We start from the raw sequence: 20,761 nt of genomic DNA on the forward strand, positions 1-20,761 counted from the left end.
TACGTTCGCTGGACGGTCGAGTCGGGCGGGTCCGCTGGACGCGGCGGGGCCGGGAGTCAGCGTCCGGGCCGCCGGGCCGCGGCCAGCAGCGTGTCGTGCAGCTCCCACAGGAGGTCGGCGCACACTTCGTGCCCGATGCCGGCGGCGGTCAGGCGCACCGACAGGGTGCTGCCGCTGTCCGTCGAGCGTGCGTAGCAGCGCGGTCCGAGGGTGGTGAACGGCGTCTCACGGTCGACCGTGGCCTTGGCGTGGTCGTTACCAGCCTCGTCCCGGCCCTCGCCCGGGGGCAGGGTGACGTGGTTGAACGCGCAGACCGGACTGGGTGCTTCAGGCATGCCGGCACGCAGGGCGGCCACCTCGTCGACGTCGTGCATGCCGTGCCGGACAGCCGCGACACTGCTCCAGTGGACCCGTCGGGCGAGGTCCACCAGATCGGTGTCGGTGTGCTCGACGAGAGCCGGCACCCACTGGTTCATCGAGGAGACGAGATCCTTCCAGCGCCCGGCGAACCGGTTGGCGCTCATCAGCTGGACCAGTGCCGAGGTGACGCCGCACCGCCGGGCGACGACCGCGCTCCAGGCCGCCAGGACGGCACTCGCCACCGATGCCCTTGCCCGCTCGGCCACGGTTCGGGCGGCGGCGAGGGCTTCGGTCGAACGCAAGGTCGCCTGGACGACCTCACCGGCATTCCCACCGGTCTGCGGCAACTGGGCATGCGAGGCCCGTGCCAGGAGCCTGGCCCAGTGGTCGAGAGCGGCTTGCCGACGTCGCAGCCCGTCCGGGGCGTACTGCTCGCGCGCGAGGTGCGCGGGACCCGGCCGCTCGGCCACCGGATGCGCCGAGCCGGGGCCGGCCAGCTCGGCGAGGAGTTCTCGGCGCAGGAGCTCCTGCGCCCAGGCGTCGGCCACGATGTGGTGCTTGACGAAGAGCAGGTGCGCCACGCCGTCCGGTCCTGTGGCCAGTTGGGCTCGCCAGGCTTGCTCGCGGCCGAGGTCGAAGGGGCGGCGGGCCAGTTCGAGGGCGGCGCCGCGGTGGTCCGCGGCGGTGGTCACCGGGAGATGTGCGGGGTCGGCGCCAGGTGGTTCGACCCACTGGCGCGGGTGGTACGGGTCACGCAGGTCGTAACGGGTGCGCAGCGAAGGATGGCGACAGGCGAGGACGGTGAGTGCCGCCGCCACCTCGGGGGCCGTCGGCCCCGGCGGCAGCGCCCACACCGCGGCATTGTTCGGCTCGTGCCGGCGGCCCGACGGGAGATCCCGGATGTCGTGCCAGACGGAGAGCTGGCCCAGCGAGAGTGGTTCCGTCGCGGTCATCCGCACTCCGTTCCCTACGACTTCCGGTATGTGGAATAACCTTTCCGTCGTGCAGGACCCAAGCTGTCATAGGGAGTTGAGGTGTGTCCAGGCCGATTTCCGAGGGGCGTCGGCGGCATCGCGACGATGGAGGTGGCCAGTGGCGGCCGGTTGTGAGAGTGTTCTGAACCATCAAAGTGGAATCATGTTTCCGTAATGCGGAAACTCACGTGTTGGTGGTGCTCGCTGCCGCGCCACCCCGCCGGAAGGACCTCGTGACCGTGTACGACGAGCAGGCCGCCCACCCGGAGGCCACCGGGGAGTTCCTCCACGACCTCCTGCTCGACCCTCGACGGCACACCTCGCACGACCCCGCGGTAGTGGAGCCCACCGGCTCCGGCGCCGTCACGGTCACCACGTACGCCGAACTCCGCGACACCGTGGACGCCTACGCCCGCCGGCTCATGTCCTTGGCCCTGGAGCCCGGCGCCCGCGTCCTGCTGGAGGCCGAAGCCGGGGCACAATCCGTCGCCGTGCTTCTGGCCTGCTCCCGCGCCGGCCTGACCTTCGTCCCCGTCAGCCCGGAGACGCCGCAGGAACGCCTGCGCGGCCTGATCGACGCCGCCCGCCCCGCCCTGCACCTCCAAGCCGGCGCCGGCACCCGCACCGAGCTGCCGGCCGGCCTGGGGACCGCACGCTTCGACAACGGCACGCTCACCGTCGAGCAGGCCCCGCATCCCGCTCGTCCCCGGCGCCACACCCCGAGCGTGACCGACCCCGCCTACATCGTCTTCACCTCGGGAACCACCGGCCGCCCCAAGGGCGTTGTCATGAGCCACCGCTCCGTCACGGCCTTCTACCGCGGCATGCTGGCACACCGCATCGCCGCCCCCGGCGACCGCGTCGCCTCCACATCCCCCCTGCACTTCGACTTCTCCCTCCTCAACATCGGTCTCGCCCTGGCCAGCGGCGCCGCCGTCGTCCCCGTACCTCAGCGCCTCGTGCGCTGGCCCCGGCACTTCCTGCGCGCCCTCGCGGACACCGCCGCCACCCACGTCAACGGCGTCCCCTCGATCTGGCGCCAGGTCCTGCGTCACGAACCCGCCCGCCTCGCCGCGCTCGACACCTTGCGCTCCGTCCTGTTCTGCGGCGAGGAGTTCCCCCTGCCGGAACTGCGCCGGCTGCGCGAGCTGCGCCCCGGGCTGCGGATCGTCAACTGCTATGGCGCCACCGAGTCGATGGCCTGCTCCTTCGAGGACGTCCCCGACCCGATCCCGGCGGACCTGGAGCGCCTGTCGATCGGCCGCGCCCACGCGGGGGCCGAACTCCTCCTCGTCGACGAGGAAGGCCACGTCGTCGACGGTCCCGGCATTCCCGGCGAGATGTACCTGCGCAGTCCTGCCCTGTTCACCGGCTACTGGGACGACCCCGAGGCCACCCGCGCCGCCCTGGTGCCCGACCCGCTGTGCCCCGAGTCCGGACAGACCGTGCTGCGCACCGGCGATCTCGCGGTACGGGGCGCGCGGGGCGAGTACTACTTCCTGGGCCGCAGCGACTCCCAGGTACAGATCAACGGCAACCGCGTCGAACTCGGCGAGGTCGAACGCCGACTCCTGCAGTACCCCGGCGCCACCGCCGCGACCGCCGTGCCACTGCCGCTGCCCGGCGGCGGATCCCGGCTCGCCGCTTTCGTGGTCCTGTCCCCGGACGCCACCCCCGTCCGAGACGCCGGCGGCGCCGCGCGCCAGCCCGACGACATCTCCGGTGCCCTGCGGGAGTTCTGCGCACGCGCCCTGCCCGCCTACATGGTGCCGGTCGAGATCCGCCTCCTGGACGCCCTGCCCACCACGCCCAACGGCAAGGTCGACCGGGCCGCACTCACCGCCGCGCACTGACTCCGGCGCATCCGCCGAGCCCGTCCTCCGCGCGGGCCCCCGTCGTCACCGAGGAGACCCATGCCCGACACAGCCACCCCCCGCCGGACCCGGCTGCGGGCCCTGGTCCGCGTCCGCGTCGGCGGGCTGCCCGGTCCCTTCTGGGTCCTGTGGTCGGGCACCCTGGTCAACCGACTCGGCGCCATGGTCAGCCCGTTCCTGAGTCTCTACCTCACCCAGACGCGCGACGTCCCCCTCGCCACCGTCGGGCTCGTCCTCACCGCCGTCGGCGTCGGCTCCGTCATCTCCCAGCCCCTCGGCGGCTTCCTCACCGACCGCCTGGGCCGCCGCGCCGCCCTCACCGGCGGCATGCTCGCGAACGCCGCCGCGCTCCTGCTCCTCGGCCAGGCCCGGACCCTGCCCGCCATCACCGCGGCCGGCCTCGCCGTCGGCGTCACCGTCGACCTCTACCGCCCGGCCGCCCAGGCCCTGGTCGCCGACGCCGTCCCCGCCGCCGACCGCACCCGGGCCTTCGGCCTGCTCCTGTGGTCGGTCAATCTCGGCTTCTCCGCCGCCATGGTCCTGGGCGGCCGCCTCGCCTCCCACGGTTTCCACCTCCTGTTCTGGGTGGACGCCACCGCCTGCGCCGTCTTCGGCTTCCTGGTGTGGTTCGCCGTCCCCGAGACCCACCCCGCGTCCCCCGACCACGTCACGGGCAGCTACGGCACCGTCGTCGCCGACCGCGTGATGCTCGCCTTCGCCGGTGTCGTCGTCATCTACGCCACCGTCTTCCAACAGGCCTTCGCGACCCTCCCCCTCTCGATGGCCGGCCACGGCCTGGACGGCAGCGCGTACGGGGCGATCATGGGCGTCAACGGCGTCGTCGTCATCCTCGTCCAGCCCCTCGTCGGCCATCGCCTGGCCGCCCTCGACAAGAGCCGGGTGCTCGCCGCCGGCTTCGTCCTCGCCGCCGCGGGCAACACGCTCGTCGCCACCGCCGCCAATCTCACGATGTACGGGCTCGCCGTGGCGGTGTGGAGCGTCGGCGAGGTCCTCGTCTTCGGTGTCACCGCGGCGATCGTCGCCGACCTCGCCCCGCCCGCCCTGCGCGGACGTTACAACGGCCTGCTCGGCATGGCCTGGGGCACCGGCTTCCTCCTCGCGCCCCTCGTCGGCACCCGACTGCTCGCCGGCGGCGCCCCGGTGCTCTGGCTCTCCTGCGCGGGCCTGTGCCTGCTCGCCGCCTTGGGTCAACTGGCACTCGCACCGTCGATCCGGGCCCGCACGGAGGTCGGCTCGAAGGAACCGGCGACCGCGCAGGCGGGCTGAGCGGCCGCCGGGCCCCAGCTCCCGCGAGCCCACCGACCGCCCACCCCAGCTCGACCCACGCGACACCCGCTACCGAAGGAACCGAGCATGGCACCCGGAACTGACTTGCCTACTGCCGAGAACGCGCGCGCTCCCCGGCTCCTCGTGCTGGAGGCCGGTGTCTCCGCCGGTGAGCCCCTGCTGCGGGCCGCCGCGGCGCTCGGAGCCGAGACATACGTCGTCACCCACCCGCACATGTACGCGGGATACCCGCCCGAACTCAGGCAGCTGATCGCCGGCACCATCTGCCCCGACTTCACGGACCCGACCGCGACTCTCCGCCAACTCACCGCCTTCTGCCGCCGTACCGGGATCGACGGCGTCGTCGCCTGCTGGGAGTTCCTCACCCCGCTCGCCGCCCACCTCGCGGCCGGCCTGGGCCTGCCCGGGCACGATCCCGCACGGGCTGCGGCCTGCCGCGACAAGCGCCTGATGTCCGAGGCCTTCACCGCCCACGGCATCCCCGCCCCGCGGACCGTCGCCGCCCGCGAGCCCACCACCCTCGCCCGTCTCGCCCGGGAAGCCGGGCTCACCTACCCGCTCGTGGTCAAGCCGGCCGAGAACGCCGCCTCGATCGGCGTCAGCGTCGTGTCCGACCCCGCCGCCCTGCCCGACGCCGTCCGCCGGGCCGGAGCCGAGACGCACAAACTCCCGCACGGCATCGCCCTCGACACCACCGTCCTCGCCCAGGAGTACGTCGAGGGAGACGAGTTCAGCGTCGAGACCGTCGTCGTCGGGGGTGAGGTCCACCACCTCGCCGTCACCGAGAAGTTCACCACCAGCGGCACTGACCGTGCAGAGACCGGCCACACCGTCCCCGCCACCCTCCCCACGGCCGTCCGCGAGTCCCTCCTGGACACCACGAGCCGCGCGGTCACCGCCCTCGGCCTGCGCGACGGCCTGGCCCACACCGAGATCAAGGTCACTCCCCACGGTCGGCCCCACGTCATCGAGGTCGGCGCCCGTCCACCCGGCGACGGCATCATGCGTCTGGTCGCCGAAGCCACCGGCGTCGACCAGGCCCGGGCCTGCGTCGAGACGGCCCTCGGTATCCGCCCCGACCTCACCGGCCACCACGGCCGCGCCGCCGCCGTCCGCTTCCTGCTCGCACCACATGCCGGCACCCTGGGCAGCATCGAGGTCCCACCCCGGCGCGGCCACGTCCGGGACGTCACCGTCACCGCGGCACCCGGCGACACCCTGACCGCCCCCCACGACAACCTCCAGCGCCTGGGCCACATCCTCCTGCGCGGAAAGACGGCCGAAGAGGTCAACGAGGCGGCGGCCCGAGCGATGGCGCGGGTGCGGGTGGTCATGACGCCGAGACCACTCGATGCCTCCGAGGGTGCGTCGGGCGACCCATGCCCCGACTGAGGGAGCCGCTCGCGCGAGCGGCAGCGATCGGCGCCGTCCGCGATGTGCACTCGGTGCGCCGGTCGGCGTGCCCTGCAGCATCCAGGCGTCACCACCTGGTCCGGTGTGGCCCCGACCTCTCGAGCGACGTCTGCCGGCACGCGCAGTGGCCGTAGCGGTCGAGCGGGGGGCGAGCACCAGGGTGGCGCGGGCAGCGAGGAAGGCGTGGCAGGCCTTGAGGTCGGGCCGGAGGTCGTCCTTGCCGGACCTCTTGTCGGCGAGGACGCGTCGGCACCCGGCGGAGTCGACCTCGGACCGCCGGATCCGATCTTGGGGTGCACACAGGTTTCTTGCCATAATTAGTTTGTGATGCAAAGCTGACTGAATGACAGACGCTTCGATGCCTTCGCAAGGCACGCCTCACGAAGTCCTCGCTGGTCTCGGTGAATTGGCCCGCAAGGTCCGGGCCGCGCAGCGCGGCACATGGTTCCCCCTCCTGCTGCTGGGCGTGCTCACACTGGGCGGCATCCTGGTCGACCGTTTCACCTTCAAGGTCGAGACCGTCGCCTGCCCGGCGGGTGAAGCCGCGGCGGGCAGCGCCTGCACCTTGGTCACGCAGGGCTCGGCGGTTTACTGGCCCCTCGGGCTCGCCCTGGCCTACGCCGCGACGGCGTGCTTCTACATCCGCCGCTCCCGCAACCGCGGTGTCGGGACCCGGGTCCGGCCCTACGTCCTGACGGGGATCGTCCTGGTCGGCCTGTCGAGTGCCACCGCGGTCTGGAGCCTGCGGCACGGGATGCCACAGCTCGGCGAGCGGCTCGACTTCTGGGGCCTGCAACTCGACCCCACGTCCGGGGTGACGAAGTTCCTCGAACGGCTCGCCGGGAACGCCATGGCCGTCGGGCTGCCGCTGCTGGTGCTGGCCTGGGTGGAGCGCAGCCGCGCCCTGCTGCTGCTCGCCGTGGTGTACCTGCCCATCGAGCTGGTGCCGCTCACCACCGGCTGGGCGGGGATCCCGTTCACCTCGCCGTGGTCCGCTCTGCCCACCTTCGGCGTCCCCGGCGTCCTTCTCCTGCTCGGCGCCCTCGGCTTCGGCCTGGCCGAGCTGTCCGGCCGGCGTAACGCGTCATGACCGATCAGCCCGAGCAGCACCCCGTCACCGGCCTGGACGACGTGGTCCACCAGCGCGTGCGCCTCGGCATCCTCACCGTTGCCCACCAGGCGCGCCGGGTCGAGTTCGGCTTCCTACGTACGGCGCTCGGCCTCACCGCCGGAAACCTCAGCCAACATCTGTCGGTGCTGGAGAAGGCCGGTCTGGTGGAGATCGAGAAGGGCTACGAAGGCAAACGCGCCCGCACCTGGCTCTCCCTCACCCCCGCGGGCGACCGCGCCCTGCGCGACGAGGTCACGCAGCTCAAGCGGCTCATCCACCAGATCGAGCACGGCAGCTCAGCCCCGGAGTCCTGATCCGTGCCCCGGCGAACCGCGGTGAGTCGTGAGCGGTTCCCACCGACGTCCGGCGGACCCGGACAGCACGCCGAACACCGTCCAAGACCCAGGGAGGACACGTGACCATCACACCGGTCACCACGACGGACGTGACGCGCCGTCGCCTGCTCGCAGCCGCGCTGGTGACAGGGCTCGGGGCCGCGGTGCCGATCAGCGCGGCGCGCCAGGCGAGGGCGGCTCCCACCGCCCCCGGTCCGTCGCAGCTCACGCTGCCCGTGCCCACCGGGCCGCACCCGGTGGGCACGGTGCCGCTCCACCTCGTCGACACCTCGCGTCCGGATCCCGTGGCCGGCCCGGGGCGTCACCGTGAGCTGATGGCCAGCGTCTGGTACCCCGCTCGTATGACGAAGGACCTGCCGCGTGCTCCCTGGATGACCCAGGGTGCGCTGCGGGCGATTCTGGCGGACGTCGGCTTCCCGCTCGATCCCGCCCTCGGCCCACTCACCGCCGCACACGTGGGCGCGCCCATGCACCGAACGGGCCGCCGCCTGCCCGTCCTCGTGTACTCGCACGGCTCGGGCAGCCATCGCGGCGACCACACCATCATGGTCCAGGAACTCGCCAGCCACGGCTACGCCGTGGTCACCGTCGACCACACCTACGACGCGTTCAGCGAGTTTCCCGACGGCCGACTCACCGTTCCGGCAGAGGTCCCGCCGTTCCTGGGGCCCCGGGACTTCGCCACGGACATCCGGTTCGTGCTCGACGTCGTCGAGGGCCTTGCCGCCGGGCACAACCCCGACGTCGACGGCAGGCCACTGCCCCAGGGACTGCTCGGCGCCCTCGACCCGAGGTGCATCGGCGCGTTCGGCTGGTCGAAGGGGGGCACCGCCATCGCGCTCACCATACTCGCCGACCAGCGCGTTGGCGCCGGGCTCAGTATCGACGGTCCGATGCAGCCGACCATCATCACCGACCTGCACCGGCCGTTCATGATGATGACCGCTTCGTTCACCCGGGCCGCCATGCCGGACGTCGCCGAGTTCTGGACACACCTGCGTGGTTGGCGGCTGAACATCCAGGCCGACGGAGCCATCCACAACACGTACGGCGACGACGTGACGCTGATCGCGCAAGCGGGCAAGGTCCTCGGCATGACGAGCCGGCAGATCCAGGACATGATCGGCACCCTCGATCCGGCTCGGGCGGTCCGGACCCAGCAGGCCTACCCGCTCGCGTTCTTCGACCTCCACATGCGACACCGCCGGGGACCTCTGCTCGACGGCCCGAGCGCGGCCTTCCCGGAGGTGAAGTTCATCCCGTGAGGGGCGTCGGGCCGCCCAACGCGCGCGGTCCGACCAAGACCGCCAGGAATGCCGTCGCCATCCGGGCGAGGCCTTCGCAAGGCCGGCTATCGGCACAGCCCTTCCATCGCGCGATCGGCGCTCCCACCGCTCGTCGTCGTCCCCCCGGCCGATCGAGGGTTCGCGTAGCGGCCGCGTCTGGTCATATGTCCAGGCGCAAGCGCAAGCGCAGGCGCAGGCGCAGGCGCAGGCGCAGGCGCAGGCGCAGGCGCAGGCGCCGGGCCTCCCCGAGTGCTGGCTTGAGCGACGCCGGAAGCACCGGCTGGGCGCAGGACAAAGCCGTCCACCGAACGTTGCGCCCTCGCTCAGCGCCGCGGGCACGCGCATGAACTCCTGGCTGCCTCCCTTTGCCCTCCTCGGAGACATGCAATATCGCGGCTTCCCCCGGACCTGCCTGGCGGCTCCATAGTGCCGTGACTTCTGGGCCAGGGCATCGGCGTGCACGGGGCTGGGATGGCAAACGGAATGCTAACGAGTTACCAGTCGATGCGGACGTAGACAATATTATTCGAGCTGGGGTCGCCACTGATCGTAATCTTGTAGTGCAGGTCAACGGCGGCGGGCACGGCAAACGACAAGTCCACGTCATCGGTACCGTTCGTATCTGTCTCTTGCCTGTCAGTGTAGGTTGCGCCTTGGTCATCCTCGGACCATATGTCGACGCTAATATGTGTTACGTATGCGCTTGAGAATGAGAACGATACAGAGGTCGAGCTTTGATTGACGATCTCACCATCAACAGGAGTGAAGCTCGACATTTGGAATGACGAAGTAGACATGATCTCCCCGCTAACTCCGGACGGGACCGCCATTTATTCCGTGCCCACCGTCTCGGGAACTCCGCAGGTAGTGCCAGGGGATTAAGGTGCTTATCGCCAACCATAATGCTGCGAGTGCCGACAAACCGACCTGTGGCATCCAGAGGCCCCCCCTCTTTGCAATTTGACGCCCGCCTGATGATGCTATGTTGAAGGACACATCGGCTCTGGCGAGTGGGTGAACGTTATTCGCCTGTTCGGGGAGCCGGTGCCTCCTACCCAGGATCGGCGCAGTTATGACCAGTCAGAGTCAAATATGGAGAATCGAACTCCTGTGATTCCTTCTGGATTTTGACCGGTTCCGCCTGAGCAGGCCCCGCCTCCTTCCGCTGAAAGGAAATAGTGGGCGGCCGTCGGGTATGGGGTATGGATATCGTCTCTCTCCAAATCCCAATTGATAAGCTGCGTCTCTTGTCCCCCTGGCGCGATCGAGCCGAAAGTCGCATCAGCGGAATTTCCGGTCCCAAAGGGAGCTGCCGTAAGTCGCACTGTGCCGCCAGCGGCGATAGTACGACTTGATTTGTTGAACAGCGTTGCCAGGATCGTAGCGCTGGATGCGTTCGAGTCCACTACAGCCGCGTCGATCTCTGTCATTGTGCATCTCCAATCTCGCGTGTCTCAGCTGGCGGAAACCGATGCCCTTGTTGGCACGTAGCATCCGGCCCATCGATCGCCGTCGGGGAGTAGGAAGGTCAAGCGGCCCGGTGGGGGGCCGCTGAGCGCGTGCGCCGTTGGCGGGCGCACTCCGAGGTCTCGCCCGGTGTCAGGCTCTAGTTCTTCACGCCGTTGATGCCGCCGGCGAACGCGACCAGCTCGGCCTTGGAAGTGAAGACGCTCACGTTGGTGTCCAGCGGCTTGTCGGTGTACTGGTGGAACAGCCACTTGCTTTCGATGTCGGGTTCGCCGGCGGTGACGCCGTACTCGGCGATCCACAGAAAGTCTCCCGCGTTACCGGTGGTGTCCCGGTTCCGCCAGAAGTCCCGGTTGCAGTACAGCCCGACCTTGTGCTCGGCGCCGCCGAGCCGCTTGACTTCGGCGATGAAGGAGTCCTTTTCCGCACAGGACGCCGCGGTGCCGTTTGGGTTGGTCTCCCAGTCGACGACCAGCATGTCGTACTCGATGCTCGCGGAGCCCTCCACGAAGTGAGCCGCCTGCTCCTTGATGTGACCCGGGTGCAGGAAGTGGTAGAAGCCCACTACGAGTCCCTCGGCGCGGGCGTGCGCGGCCTGCTCCTTCTGCTTGGGGTTGACATAGGAAATCCCTTCGGTGCCCTTGATGAATACGAAACTGGTGTCGGCAGTGGGGAAGTTCGCGTCCTGGAAGACGGATACGTCATGACCTTTGATCATCGCGGTGTTCCTCCCGATGCGTTGATCTGGAGGGAGCGCCGTGGGGTGGCCACGCGGACGATGCCGCCGTTTCCGGTGAGGGATACGTCAACGAACTCGGCGGCCGGTGATCTCCATGGTCACCACCGCGCGCCTGCCGCGAGGCTGCTGCCGCTCCAGATGCCAGGCGTCCGCGCGCCGGTCCAGCACGGTGCGGTCCTCCACGGTCTCTCTTCCACGATCTGACGAGTTGACGGATCCCGCAACTTGCGGCTGGCGGCGCTGAGACGATGCCGCCGCGTTGCGTGCCTCTACGAGCCGCCTCTCGGCCGCTCCGGAACTCCAGCTCACCAGGACGACACACCGTCAACTACTTGACGCGTCAACGTCTAACCCCGGACACCACACACTGCGCCGTAGACGGTGGGTCGGCGCGATGCCCCGCACCCGGCCCGCGCATCGGGGCCGCCACCTTCGACCTGCTCGTCCGACCCGCTGACATCGACGCGTCTCCCGACGACGCCCCCGACACGGCCGTCACCTGCACCACCGGCGACCTCCGGATCACCCACGAACTGCTGAACGGCACACAGCCCAGCGGCCTGCTGCGCGTCACCGACACCCTGGTCCAATCGCCACACCCGGGAAACCCGCCCGGCTCGTCCTGCTGCGTGGCCGGCGAGAGGTAACTGCCCGACGCGCTGTCCCGGCGCAGCGCCGCCCGCGCGGCCCGGGCCGCCCAGGAGCGGCAGCCCCGGTCCCTGCCCGGCTTACGCGCGCCACCGACGCCTTCGCGCCCCCGCAACTCCCATCGCTGCCGCTGCCGCTGCCGTTGTCGGTGCCGCCGCATCCCGAGCAGCCCCCGGGCACCCGGCGGCCCGGGTCCCTTGGCACTGGATCAGCTCGCCACCGACGCCGCCGCCCGCGCGCACGCACTGCTCGGCATCGGCCGCGACCCGGTCGGCGAACTGACCCTGTGACAGGACGCGGTGCGGCTGGTCGCCGCCTGCCCCGGGTCCGGGCTGACGGCCACCACTCGTGCTGCTCGCCGTCGACCTCCCCGCGTTCCGCCCCTGGCGCAACCACCTCACCCACCCACGTGGCCACGTCCAGCTCCGCCTCGGCCGCGACGGCCTGTGGTCCGCCTACGAGTCCGAGCCCGCACAGGACGACTGGTGGCCCCGCGGCACCCGGACCTGGACCCGGTGGGCGCCCTGCCGGGCCTTGGCCTTGGCACCCTGGACCACACCGCCTGAACAACACCCGCCCCGGACAAGGCCGTCGGGACGGCCGGCAGCGGCCGGGCGGGATACCGGTGTCCCGATGTCCCGCTAGCGGGAGCTTCGGCCGGCATGCCGTCGTGCGGGGGGCGACAGCGGGCCGGAGGCGGTGCGCCGGCCGGGGGCGACCTGCTGGGCGAAGGCCTGCAGGGCCACGTCGCTGTTCGCCGGCAGGACGGCCATCAGGCCCCGGTCCTGGGCCTCGGCGACCGTGGGGGCGGCGGCGCTGCCTTCCGGGACGAAGGTGAGCCGGACGTGCCCGTCACCGGAGCCGCGCCGGTCCACCGGCGCGACGGCGCCGTGGGTGCCGTCGGGCAGGGTCACCCACAGTTGGAAGTCGTCGTACCGGACGAAGTCGGCGCCCTTCACCGGCCAGGGGTAGTGGTGTTCCCCGGGCACGCTCGGCAGAATGCCCTGGTGGTTGCCGTGGCTCAGCGGCACGCACGAGTTGAACAGGGAGTCGGTCCACGCCTCGACCCCGTCGGCGTCCTCGATCGGCGTGCGCAGCAGGTCCTCGGCGCGCTCGTAGCCGAGGTCCGCGAGCGCGGGCAGGGTGAGCGGGAAGGCGTCGACCAGATCGGCGGCGTCCTGCCGCAGCCGGTCCACCTTCGCGGGATCGGCGCAGAACTGCATGCTCCACTCGATGCCGACCCGGGCGCGGTACATGAGCCAGCCCCGGGATCCCTTGACCCACAGACTGCCGCCGTGGTGCATCTCCCAGCGCTCGGAGTTCTTCGCCACCTGCTGCGCGTCCACGGGCCTCGGCCCGTACGGCAGGTCAGCGTCCTCCATGGCGTGGAGGATCTTGTGGGCCGTGTCCTTGGCGGCCCGGAATTGTGACGATTCAAACCGCTTCGGGTGTTCGACGAGGCGGATCCTCCACGGATGGTTCTCCGATTCGAAGCCGCCCGGCCGGGGTTCGGGGTGGCCCATGGCTGATCTCCTTGGCTCGGCCTCACGGGCCGGCCGCCGGCTCGCGGGGCGGAATCCCCCTGCCTCCATCGTGCTCCCCGCACCGGCCGGCCGCGACCCAGGCGGCGCTGCTTGGCGCACAACTCAACTACTCACAAGTCTTATTGACGCTGTGTAACTTTCTGTCGCGGACGGTCGTGGAAGCCGGACATGACCGGCGCCGGCGATCCGGTTGCGGGGCATTCCGGGCGGAGTAGCCTGGAGTTGATCGGCCCTGCCTGATCTGGAGGTGGGCGATGTTTCTCCGATTGCTGCGGCGTCGTCAGCCGCACCGGCTGGTCCTTCTCGGCAACGGCCGTCTGATCCGGGGCTTCAGCGGCGGGTTCTACGACGGTCACGGTTACCAGTCCTGACGCCGTTCACGGCGAACCCTTGGAGGAAGCGCGGTGACAGAGGACGCCGATGCCCTGACAGCCATGGCAAGGACCCTGTCACCGCACTGCCGTGTCACCGGGATGTCCGACGGCGCGCTGATCGCGGACTGGAGGCGGACGCGTTTTCTCGGCATGGCGGCGGCGGACGTCCGCAAGTTCGCCGAAGGCACCCCCGAGGAACGCGCGGAGCTCGTCACCGTCTTCCTGCGCGCCGGGTGCGCGAAGGACCGCCGGCAGCGGCACACGGACGCCGGCGCCGGGCCTTGGCTGCGGGGAGTGCATCTGCTCATCCGGACCGTGGGATTCGGTCGCGTCCTGCGGCTGCTGTCCCTGGCCGCCCCGGCGTACGCCCGCGCCGACACCCCCTCCACACAGGAAGTCCGCCGACTGAAACGAGCGATCCTGGCCCACAGCCGCCGCAGCTGGCTGGTCGACGGCGACTGCAAGTCCGAGGCGGTGACAGCCTTCCTCCTGCTGCGGCGGTCCGGCCTGCAGGCCGTCCTCCACATCGGCGTGCGCGAGCACCCGTTCGCCCTGCACGCCTGGACCGTCTCCGCCGGCCTGTGCATCCCGGACGCCGATCCGCGGGGGCACGCCTTCGAACCGGTGCTCACCATCGACGGCGGAGGCCGGTGACATGGACGCCCTGCGCCTTGAGTGGGCGGGCGGCGCACCGAGGCTCCGGACCACCGACGCCCTGGCACGTCGGGGACTCGTGACGACGGTCTCCTCGCCGGCCGGCACCGCGGCCGTCGTCGGCTGGGCCGGTTCGGCCCGCGACCGGGTGACGGGCGCACGCGGCCTCCTCGACGCCTGCGGCAGGCAGGGAGAGGCCCCGACGATGCCGGCCGGCGACTACGCGGCCGTCGCCGTGTGCCGGGACCGCATCCTCCTGACGCGCGACGAACAGGCACGCATCCCCCTGTTCTTCAGAGAGTCCGCAGGTCGCGTGGACGCCGTGAGCACCTCTGCCCGCACCCTGGGCCGCGCCACCGAGTTGGAACCCCGCTACTTCTGCCGCTACCTCATCGGGAACCTGGCGCAACCGCACACGGACCTCACGCCGTTCACCGGGGTCCACCGTGTCCTCGGCGGCGAAGTGGTGGAGCTCTCCCTCGCCGGGCGGTTGCGCGTCCGTACGCCGCGACGCGCCCGTGCCACCGCCGACGCGCCCGCGTCCCTCGTCGGCGGACCCGGCCTCGACGAGGCCGCGCGGGAGCTGCGCCTGGCGCTGGAGAACGCCGTCGGACGCCGTATGGGCACGACGACGGCCTGCCATGTCTCGGGCGGCACCGACTCCACCGGTGTGGCGCTGCTCGCCGCACGCCTGCTGGCCGCGGGACACGCCGGAACCGGGGAGCTCGTCCTGCTCGCCGGGCGCTTCCACCACGGGGAGCTGGCCGGGGAGCAGCCGTACCTCGACCTGGCGCTGGAGGGGATCCGGCGGCACGCCCCCACGGGCCGCCCGGTGGTCGTCGACGCCGACGACGTGGCCGACTTCGACGACTTCCCGCACCACGCGGGCGACGCGGACGAGCCCCATGCGCACGCGTTCCGCGCCCCGTTCTGGAGCAGACTCCACGACGCGGCCGCGGAACTGGGCTGCGACACCCTCCTGACCGGCTGCGGGGCCGATCCGGTCGTCGACGCCAACCCCTTCCACCTGCACAGGCTCGCCCGCACGGGCCGGCTCCGGCAGCTGACCCGGCAGGCACGCGCCTGGGCCGAGGGAAGTGAAAGGGGCCTGCGGGACGTCGTCCACGCCTACGTCGTCCGGCCGACCGCCCCGCTCACCGCCGAACGGATCACCGCACTGGCCCGTGGCGGAACGATGCTGGGCGGACTCGGCACCTTCGACCGCCCCCGCTGGCTGCGGCCCGGCTTCGCCCGGGCCCACGGGTTCCGCGAGGCCCGGATCGCGGAGAGCCGCTTCGTGTTCGGGCGCAGACCGGAACAGTCGCTGTACGACGCCGCCAACTACCTGGCCGCGCCCGATCCGCTGTCCTGGCACCGGGCCGAACGGGACGGGTTCTTCCTCTCGCACCCGTTCCTCGACCCGGAGGTCGTCGCCACGATGAGCCGCCTGTCCGCCGCGGCCGTGTTCCGGCCGGGCCGTCCGAAGGCCGTCCTCCGCGAGGCCCTGGCGGACCTGCTCCCGGCCCCAATCAGCGGCAGGGCGGTCAAGATCCCCTTCGACGACCTCTACGCCCGCGGCCTGCGCAGACACGGCGACGAACTTGTCGCCCTGTGCCGCTCCGCCCGGCATCCGCTGATCGCGGAGATGTTCGACGTCGACACGCTGTGCGGGGCCGTGCGGGAGGCCCGGCTCGGCCTGGGGGACGCGTACTCCTGGGACCGGATGAACAGCTCGCTGGCGCTGGTGGCGTGGCTGGAGGGGCTCAGCGCTGGTTCTTGATGTCCCACAGAGTCTGCTCGACAGGGCCGGCGAAGAGATCGACGAGACCGTACCGGCTCACCAGTTGCCGTAGTTCCTCCCCGGACGGCTCGCTGTTGTCGTCATCGCCCTTGCGTGTGATGCTCGTCGACACCGTTGCACCGTGTGTGCCGAACTGCCAGTACACGGTGACGAATCGCGGCTGTCTGATGGCTTCGTCGATCGCGTTGTTCTCGTGCACCCGAGCGCGGTAGACGAGGGAGTCGGTGCCCTTTTTCTGTAGGTTCTTCACCCGTTGCGGGATGTGGCCACGTCCCCAGGAGGTCGTGACGAAATTGAGCGGTGGATCCAGCACGATCTGATCCTTGCGCGCAAGGCTCGCGGTGGCATAGAAGGCCACCTGGTCGTACCGCGTGTCCACGGGTAGTTGTACGACCATGCGCGTGGTGAACGCGTCGTTCGGCTCGATCCAGTTACCGGGCTGCATCCAGGGTTTCGCTTCCACCAGCTCGCCAGTCTGGTGAATCTCCCTGCGGGAGAGTGGATACATGTCCCCCGAGGAGGCCGCGAACTGCTGGGCATCGCTTCGCCACTGCTCACGGAGGCGGTCCCTGCTGGCCAGGTGCACCTGTTCCCCCATGGCGTGGAATTCGGTGCCGAGCACATAGAACCCCACGTCGGCGTGGTTCTGGAACGTGACATCCACGGGCACGGCGAACGCCTTGCGGTCCTTGGCCAGCACAGCCTTTCCCACGGACAACGTGATGAGAGGCCTGGCCTCGCGCCGGTACGGCAGATAGAGGTTCTGGTAGCCGAAATTAGCGACGGCGAGGATCGAGGAGACCAGCAGCGCAGCGGCCACCCGTTTCGGTGCGGGGACCGTGACCGACGTCCGCCACACGGTGACGAGAGCCCAGGCCGCCCCCGCCGTGAGTGCGCCGAACAGCGCCGGGAAGAGCGTCAGATCGCCGTTCTTCAGCGTCCTGAGCAGAAGCAGGGCGTCGATCAGCAGCGCCGCGAACGCTCCGATCAGTACGACGAGGCCGGAGTACTGGAAACTGTGCCCGACCCAGTAATCCAGGGCCGCGCCTGCAGCCAGGAGCGTGGTGAACGCGACCGCGATCAGGACGGCACCGGTGAGGCGTCCGGGGAAGGTGAGGGCATGGGCGAAGTTGCCGAGCCCGAACCAGCCCAGCAGCACCGTGGTACCGAGGAGGACCAGCAGGACCACTGACATGTCCAGCTGTGCCCGCCGGGTTTTTAGCGAGGGCCGTAACACCTTCGGGCGCAAGCCGGTGTGCGGTTTGGGGGGAGTCCGCACCCGATCACCTCCTGGGATCCCGAGCCGGGGCGGGACGCACGTGTGCGGCGCGGCCGCGGGGGTTCCGCCGCCGTGCCGGGGGTTCGTCACCATCGTCCGTGGTGATCCACGGGGGCGCCATCGGACGCCCCCGGACGTGGGACCTCCCCGATACCCGCGCGGTCTGCCGGGCGGGTTCCGCCGGGGAGGGCGCGGCCTGGTCCTACTAACCGTGCGGCCGGCGGTGCGGATCCGCCTGCTGCACCCGGGCGGCGAAGTTCGAACCGGTGAGGTTCACGTGGTACCGGTCGCACCGAGTGCGCTCAGGGAGGCGTAGCCGGGGATGCCGTCGGGCTCGGTCTCCGCGTAGCCCAGGGCGAGCTGTTCCTCGCGGTAGGCGGTCCTGGTCTGTTCGCCGAAGAATCCGGTGGGGCCGCTGGGGATGGCGTGGCCCTGGTCGATCAGGGCCTGCTGAACGGTGCGGACGTCGTCGTTGCTCGCGCCGGGACGGAGGTTGGACAGGGAGACCATGGCCGGTTCGCTTCCTTTCATGTTCGGCTCGTGTCGTCAGCCCCAGGGGGTCACGGTGAGCCTGATCCGCGCGTCCTCCCCGAGGATCGGGGCGGCGGTGGCGGGCAGGGGGACGTGGCCGGCCCAGGAGCCCGGAACGAGGTCGTCGTCGCGAAGAGCGTGGCTGTCGGGCCGGTAGGCGCTGATCGGTCCGGTGATGGCGGAGTTCCAGCAGGCCGAGACCGCGGGTATCGGGGCGGCGGGGTCCGGGCGGACGTCGATCACCAGGATGTCGTCGAAGTCGGCGGTCTGCTCCAGATGGTCGGCGAAGCTCAGCAGACCGTCACGGCGCCGCAGCGACAGGATCCGCAGGTGTAGCGCGTACCGCATGGTGCCCGTGTCGTCCGGCCGGAGACTGCTGCACAGGAACGTCTCCGCCAGGGGGACCGTCGCCCCGTCGTCCGGGCCGCCGTCCGGCAGTTGCAGGGGGCACCAGTGGGCGCTCGTCCGCTCGTGCGTGACAATCTGCAGGCCGCGGACCGACAGCCGCACCTCGGCCTGCCACACCGTGTCGGGCCGCTGCGGCAGCCGGACCCCGACGAGCGCGGCCTCGGCCCTGCAGTCGCCGAACAGGAAGCGCCGCATGTTCTGGTAGCCCTCCTCGGAGTTGACGAGTCCGTAGCGCCCGCTGTGACTGCGGTGCACGTACGCCTGGTGGGTGTCGGGGACGTACGCGTTGCCGATCTGCACCAGGCCGTCGCTGCGCGGGCCGACCGTGGCCGCTGACAGGCCGTACGCCACGTCGTAGTCGGTCGGGTCGGTGCCGATCAGGCAGAAGACGCGGTCGGGGGCGTGGAACGTCCCCTCGTCCGGCATAGCGCGGGCGTCCCACCGCGGCGGCGGGCCGTCGGGATCCGTTCGCGCCTTCGGCGTCAGATACTCGTACATGCGTTCACGCCCGAAGATGTCCGCGCCGTCGATGCCGGTGACGTCACGCAGCCTCTCCAGCACACCGAAGCCGACGTCGAACGCGATGCCGCCGTGAGGGGTGCCGTAGGTGAAGAGCCGGCCCACGCAGTCGGCCGGATCGCGGCCGAGGTCCGGGAGGATCTTCTGGATCAGGCAGCGGCACACCAGGCCGCCCATGGAGTGCGCGACCAGGTGCACCCGTTCCGCTCCCGACTTGGCCCTGATCATGTCGATCAGCCGCAGCAGGTCCTCCGCGGCCGTCTCCAGCCGGAACGCCCGGGGGTGCCCGCCCCAGGTGGTCGCCGAGGCGTCGTAGAACCGGTGGATCCAGACGCTGTCGGGCGGGATGCTGTCGTGTCCGGCGAGATAGAGCTCCTGGCCGCCGTCGACCAGGATCCGGTAGCCCTCGTCCAGGTGCAGACGCAGCAGCGGGCTCTCGAACTCGTAGAAGCACGGAGCGTCGTCCGGCCCGATACGGACGTGGGTGGAGCCCTGGTTGAACCCGTAGAACGGATCCGTCACCACCTTGTCGATGCCGGCGGTGTCACCGGCGTATCCCCGGACGTAGACGATCGGCAGTTTCGGGGTCGGTGCCATGCGGTCCTCCAGGATCTGCATGTCGAGGCTACGGACGTGCCGTCAGCCCGGCGTCAATGGGGCGTCAATGCGGCGTCAGGCCGCCGTCGGCGTCACCGGCTCGTCAGGCGCCAACCGTGGCGGGCCGGCATCCGGGTGAAGCGAGCGAACGGCTCCACGCCCAGCTCCTCCCGCAGCCGCTGGAACGAGCGGTAGTGACGAACCGCTTCGCTGAGATTTCCTTCCGCGAGGTGCGCGGAGACGGCGGCCCGGTGCGCGCTCCCCCGGAGCGGCTCCGCGCGCACGCTCTCCCACGCCGCCTCCAGGGCGAGCGCCAGCCTGCCCTCGTGGACGAGCGCCTCGGCCAGCGCGTCGAGGGCGTGCAGCCGCAACTGCCGCAGGCGCTCACGTTCCGGCAGCAGCCATTCCTCGTCCCAGCCGGGCAGCAGGTCCTCTCCGCGCAGCAGCCCTTGCGGGAGCTGGGCGGCGGGCGGCGGCCCGCCGCCCTGGACGACACCGAGCGCGGTCTCGGTGAAGGCGTGCACGTCGACGTACAGGGTGTCGGCGCTCACGAGCGAGTCCCCGGAGCACCGGACCAGCGGCTGATCACCCCGCGGGAGCTTCCACGGGGTGGTGCGCAGGCTGCCCCTGGCGTGCTCCTCGGTGACCTCGGGCCACAGCGTCCCGGCGAGGACCCTGCGGGACACGCGTCTGCGCAGCGCGACGAACGCCAGCAGGCGCTGCCCGTTGCGGCACAGCTCGACCGGCTCGGCACCGCATTCCAGCCGGAAGTGGCCGAGCAGTCGCAATTGGGGAGGGGAAGACACCGTGAGCCTCTCGACAACAGTCTCGGCCGGTGCGGCGGGACCGTGCAACTCCGCGGTTTGCGGACCCGTCGGCCGACGACGAGACTCGGCAGGGGGAACTCCACCGAAGGCACGGCCGGTCTTCCGGAAAGCCGGCGGGAGGACCGAACCATGGGCGTTCTCCGTTTGCAGACGGACGACCCGGCGACCATCTCGTGGGGGCACGTCCAGGTCCTGCTGTGGATCCTGCTGTCCACCGTCGTGGCCATCGGGATCGTCCTGGTCGTCGCCCGGCGTGTGGTGCCGGGCCGCACGGTGTCGTCGAACAGCGTCGTGCGCAGCTGGGTGGCCATGGCACTGGTCACCGGCCTCATGGCGTTCTGCGCGGTGGCCTTCGCCGTACGGGACACCAACCTGCGCAGCACGCTGATCGGAGCGCTCGCCGCGGCCGTCGGGTCGGCGGTGGCCTTCTACTTCTCGGGCAAGGCCGCCGAGGATGCCCGCAAGGATGTGCTGAGCGCCGCCTTCGGGGGCGAGGAAGTGGTGCCCGACCTGATCAGGTGCACCAAGGACGAGGCCGCCGTGAAGCTGGGCGGGACCACGCTGAAGCTGGAGCTGGCACCCGACTCGGGGCCGTCCGCGGCACCGGCCGCCATCTCCCGCCAGGACCCCGCCAAGGGAGCCACGGTCCCCCGGGGCACGGCGGTGAAGGTGACGTTCCCATGAGCTGATG

Annotated in this window: 16 protein-coding genes and 1 pseudogene; 10 read left to right on the forward strand and 7 right to left on the reverse strand. The window is 70.8% G+C overall.

Features of this window, described 5'->3' with window-relative positions; genetic code table 11:
• Nucleotides 1-56: 56 nt before the first annotated feature.
• Entirely contained in the window at nt 57-1,313 is a 1,257-nt protein-coding gene (locus B446_RS34460; protein ID WP_020937510.1) for a condensation domain-containing protein, read from the reverse strand.
• A 254-nt stretch (nt 1,314-1,567) separates the two neighbouring features.
• Between B446_RS34460 and B446_RS34465 the strand changes: the two genes are divergently transcribed.
• From B446_RS34465 to B446_RS34490, 6 genes are all read left to right on the forward strand, one after another.
• The gene (locus B446_RS34465) at nt 1,568-3,187 is read left to right on the forward strand and encodes an amino acid adenylation domain-containing protein (RefSeq protein ID WP_020937509.1); all 1,620 of its coding nucleotides are present in this window, start codon (nt 1,568-1,570) and stop codon (nt 3,185-3,187) included.
• A 60-nt stretch (nt 3,188-3,247) separates the two neighbouring features.
• Nucleotides 3,248-4,495 carry an MFS transporter gene (locus tag B446_RS34470; protein ID WP_020937508.1) on the forward strand — a complete coding sequence of 416 codons (1,248 nt, stop codon included), beginning with the start codon at nt 3,248-3,250 and terminating at the stop codon, nt 4,493-4,495.
• A gap of 87 nt (nt 4,496-4,582) precedes the next feature.
• Complete coding sequence (locus B446_RS34475; protein ID WP_052352094.1) at nt 4,583-5,908, forward strand: ATP-grasp domain-containing protein; 1,326 nt, start codon at nt 4,583-4,585, stop codon at nt 5,906-5,908.
• A gap of 427 nt (nt 5,909-6,335) precedes the next feature.
• Entirely contained in the window at nt 6,336-7,019 is a 684-nt protein-coding gene (locus tag B446_RS36275) for a hypothetical protein (protein WP_020937506.1), read from the forward strand.
• Nucleotides 7,016-7,354 carry a winged helix-turn-helix domain-containing protein gene (locus tag B446_RS34485; RefSeq protein ID WP_020937505.1) on the forward strand — a complete coding sequence of 113 codons (339 nt, stop codon included), beginning with the start codon at nt 7,016-7,018 and terminating at the stop codon, nt 7,352-7,354. The genes B446_RS36275 and B446_RS34485 overlap by 4 nt, the downstream gene beginning before the upstream one ends.
• A 101-nt stretch (nt 7,355-7,455) precedes the next feature.
• A complete protein-coding gene (locus tag B446_RS34490; RefSeq protein ID WP_020937504.1) occupies nt 7,456-8,661 on the forward strand; it encodes an alpha/beta hydrolase family protein in 1,206 nt (401 codons plus the stop codon).
• 1,627 nt (nt 8,662-10,288) lie between these two features.
• Here the strand turns inward: B446_RS34490 and B446_RS34500 are convergent.
• Nucleotides 10,289-10,867, reverse strand: a complete 579-nt coding sequence (locus B446_RS34500) for a glycoside hydrolase family 25 protein (RefSeq protein WP_020937503.1) — start codon at nt 10,865-10,867, stop codon at nt 10,289-10,291.
• A gap of 628 nt (nt 10,868-11,495) precedes the next feature.
• On the opposite strand from B446_RS34500, the pseudogene B446_RS37700 reads away from it, so the two are divergent.
• Nucleotides 11,496-12,102, forward strand: a pseudogene (locus B446_RS37700) (hypothetical protein); the annotation flags it as partial.
• Between the two features lie 75 nt (nt 12,103-12,177).
• On the opposite strand, the gene B446_RS34510 reads toward B446_RS37700, so the two are convergent.
• Nucleotides 12,178-13,128, reverse strand: a complete 951-nt coding sequence (locus B446_RS34510) for a DUF6424 family protein (protein WP_337587797.1) — start codon at nt 13,126-13,128, stop codon at nt 12,178-12,180.
• Between the two features lie 386 nt (nt 13,129-13,514).
• On the opposite strand from B446_RS34510, the gene B446_RS37705 reads away from it, so the two are divergent.
• A complete protein-coding gene (locus B446_RS37705) occupies nt 13,515-14,108 on the forward strand; it encodes a lasso peptide biosynthesis B2 protein (RefSeq protein WP_020937500.1) in 594 nt (197 codons plus the stop codon).
• 1 nt (nt 14,109) lies between these two features.
• Nucleotides 14,110-15,888 carry an asparagine synthase-related protein gene (locus tag B446_RS34520; protein ID WP_020937499.1) on the forward strand — a complete coding sequence of 593 codons (1,779 nt, stop codon included), beginning with the start codon at nt 14,110-14,112 and terminating at the stop codon, nt 15,886-15,888.
• Here B446_RS34520 and B446_RS34525 read toward each other — a convergent pair.
• From B446_RS34525 to B446_RS34540, 4 genes are all read right to left on the reverse strand, one after another.
• Nucleotides 15,872-17,104 carry a hypothetical protein gene (locus B446_RS34525; RefSeq protein WP_237751101.1) on the reverse strand — a complete coding sequence of 411 codons (1,233 nt, stop codon included), beginning with the start codon at nt 17,102-17,104 and terminating at the stop codon, nt 15,872-15,874. The two genes, B446_RS34520 and B446_RS34525, sit on opposite strands and share 17 nt — an antisense overlap.
• A gap of 357 nt (nt 17,105-17,461) precedes the next feature.
• On the reverse strand, nt 17,462-17,719 hold the full coding sequence (locus B446_RS34530; RefSeq protein ID WP_237751100.1) for a peptidoglycan-binding domain-containing protein: 258 nt from the start codon (nt 17,717-17,719) through the stop codon (nt 17,462-17,464).
• A 15-nt stretch (nt 17,720-17,734) separates the two neighbouring features.
• Nucleotides 17,735-19,243 (reverse strand): esterase/lipase family protein, encoded by a 1,509-nt coding sequence (locus B446_RS34535; protein ID WP_043477098.1) that lies wholly within the window; start codon nt 19,241-19,243, stop codon nt 17,735-17,737.
• A 92-nt stretch (nt 19,244-19,335) separates the two neighbouring features.
• A complete protein-coding gene (locus tag B446_RS34540; protein WP_078614863.1) occupies nt 19,336-20,025 on the reverse strand; it encodes an AfsR/SARP family transcriptional regulator in 690 nt (229 codons plus the stop codon).
• Nucleotides 20,026-20,199: 174 nt separating this feature from the next.
• Here B446_RS34540 and B446_RS34545 point away from each other — a divergent pair, with 174 nt between their 5' ends.
• Nucleotides 20,200-20,754 (forward strand): PASTA domain-containing protein, encoded by a 555-nt coding sequence (locus B446_RS34545; protein WP_020937494.1) that lies wholly within the window; start codon nt 20,200-20,202, stop codon nt 20,752-20,754.
• Nucleotides 20,755-20,761 lie beyond the last annotated feature (7 nt).

It is taken from the genome of Streptomyces collinus Tu 365, from assembly GCF_000444875.1.
In the GTDB taxonomy this organism is placed as follows: domain Bacteria; phylum Actinomycetota; class Actinomycetes; order Streptomycetales; family Streptomycetaceae; genus Streptomyces; species Streptomyces collinus_A.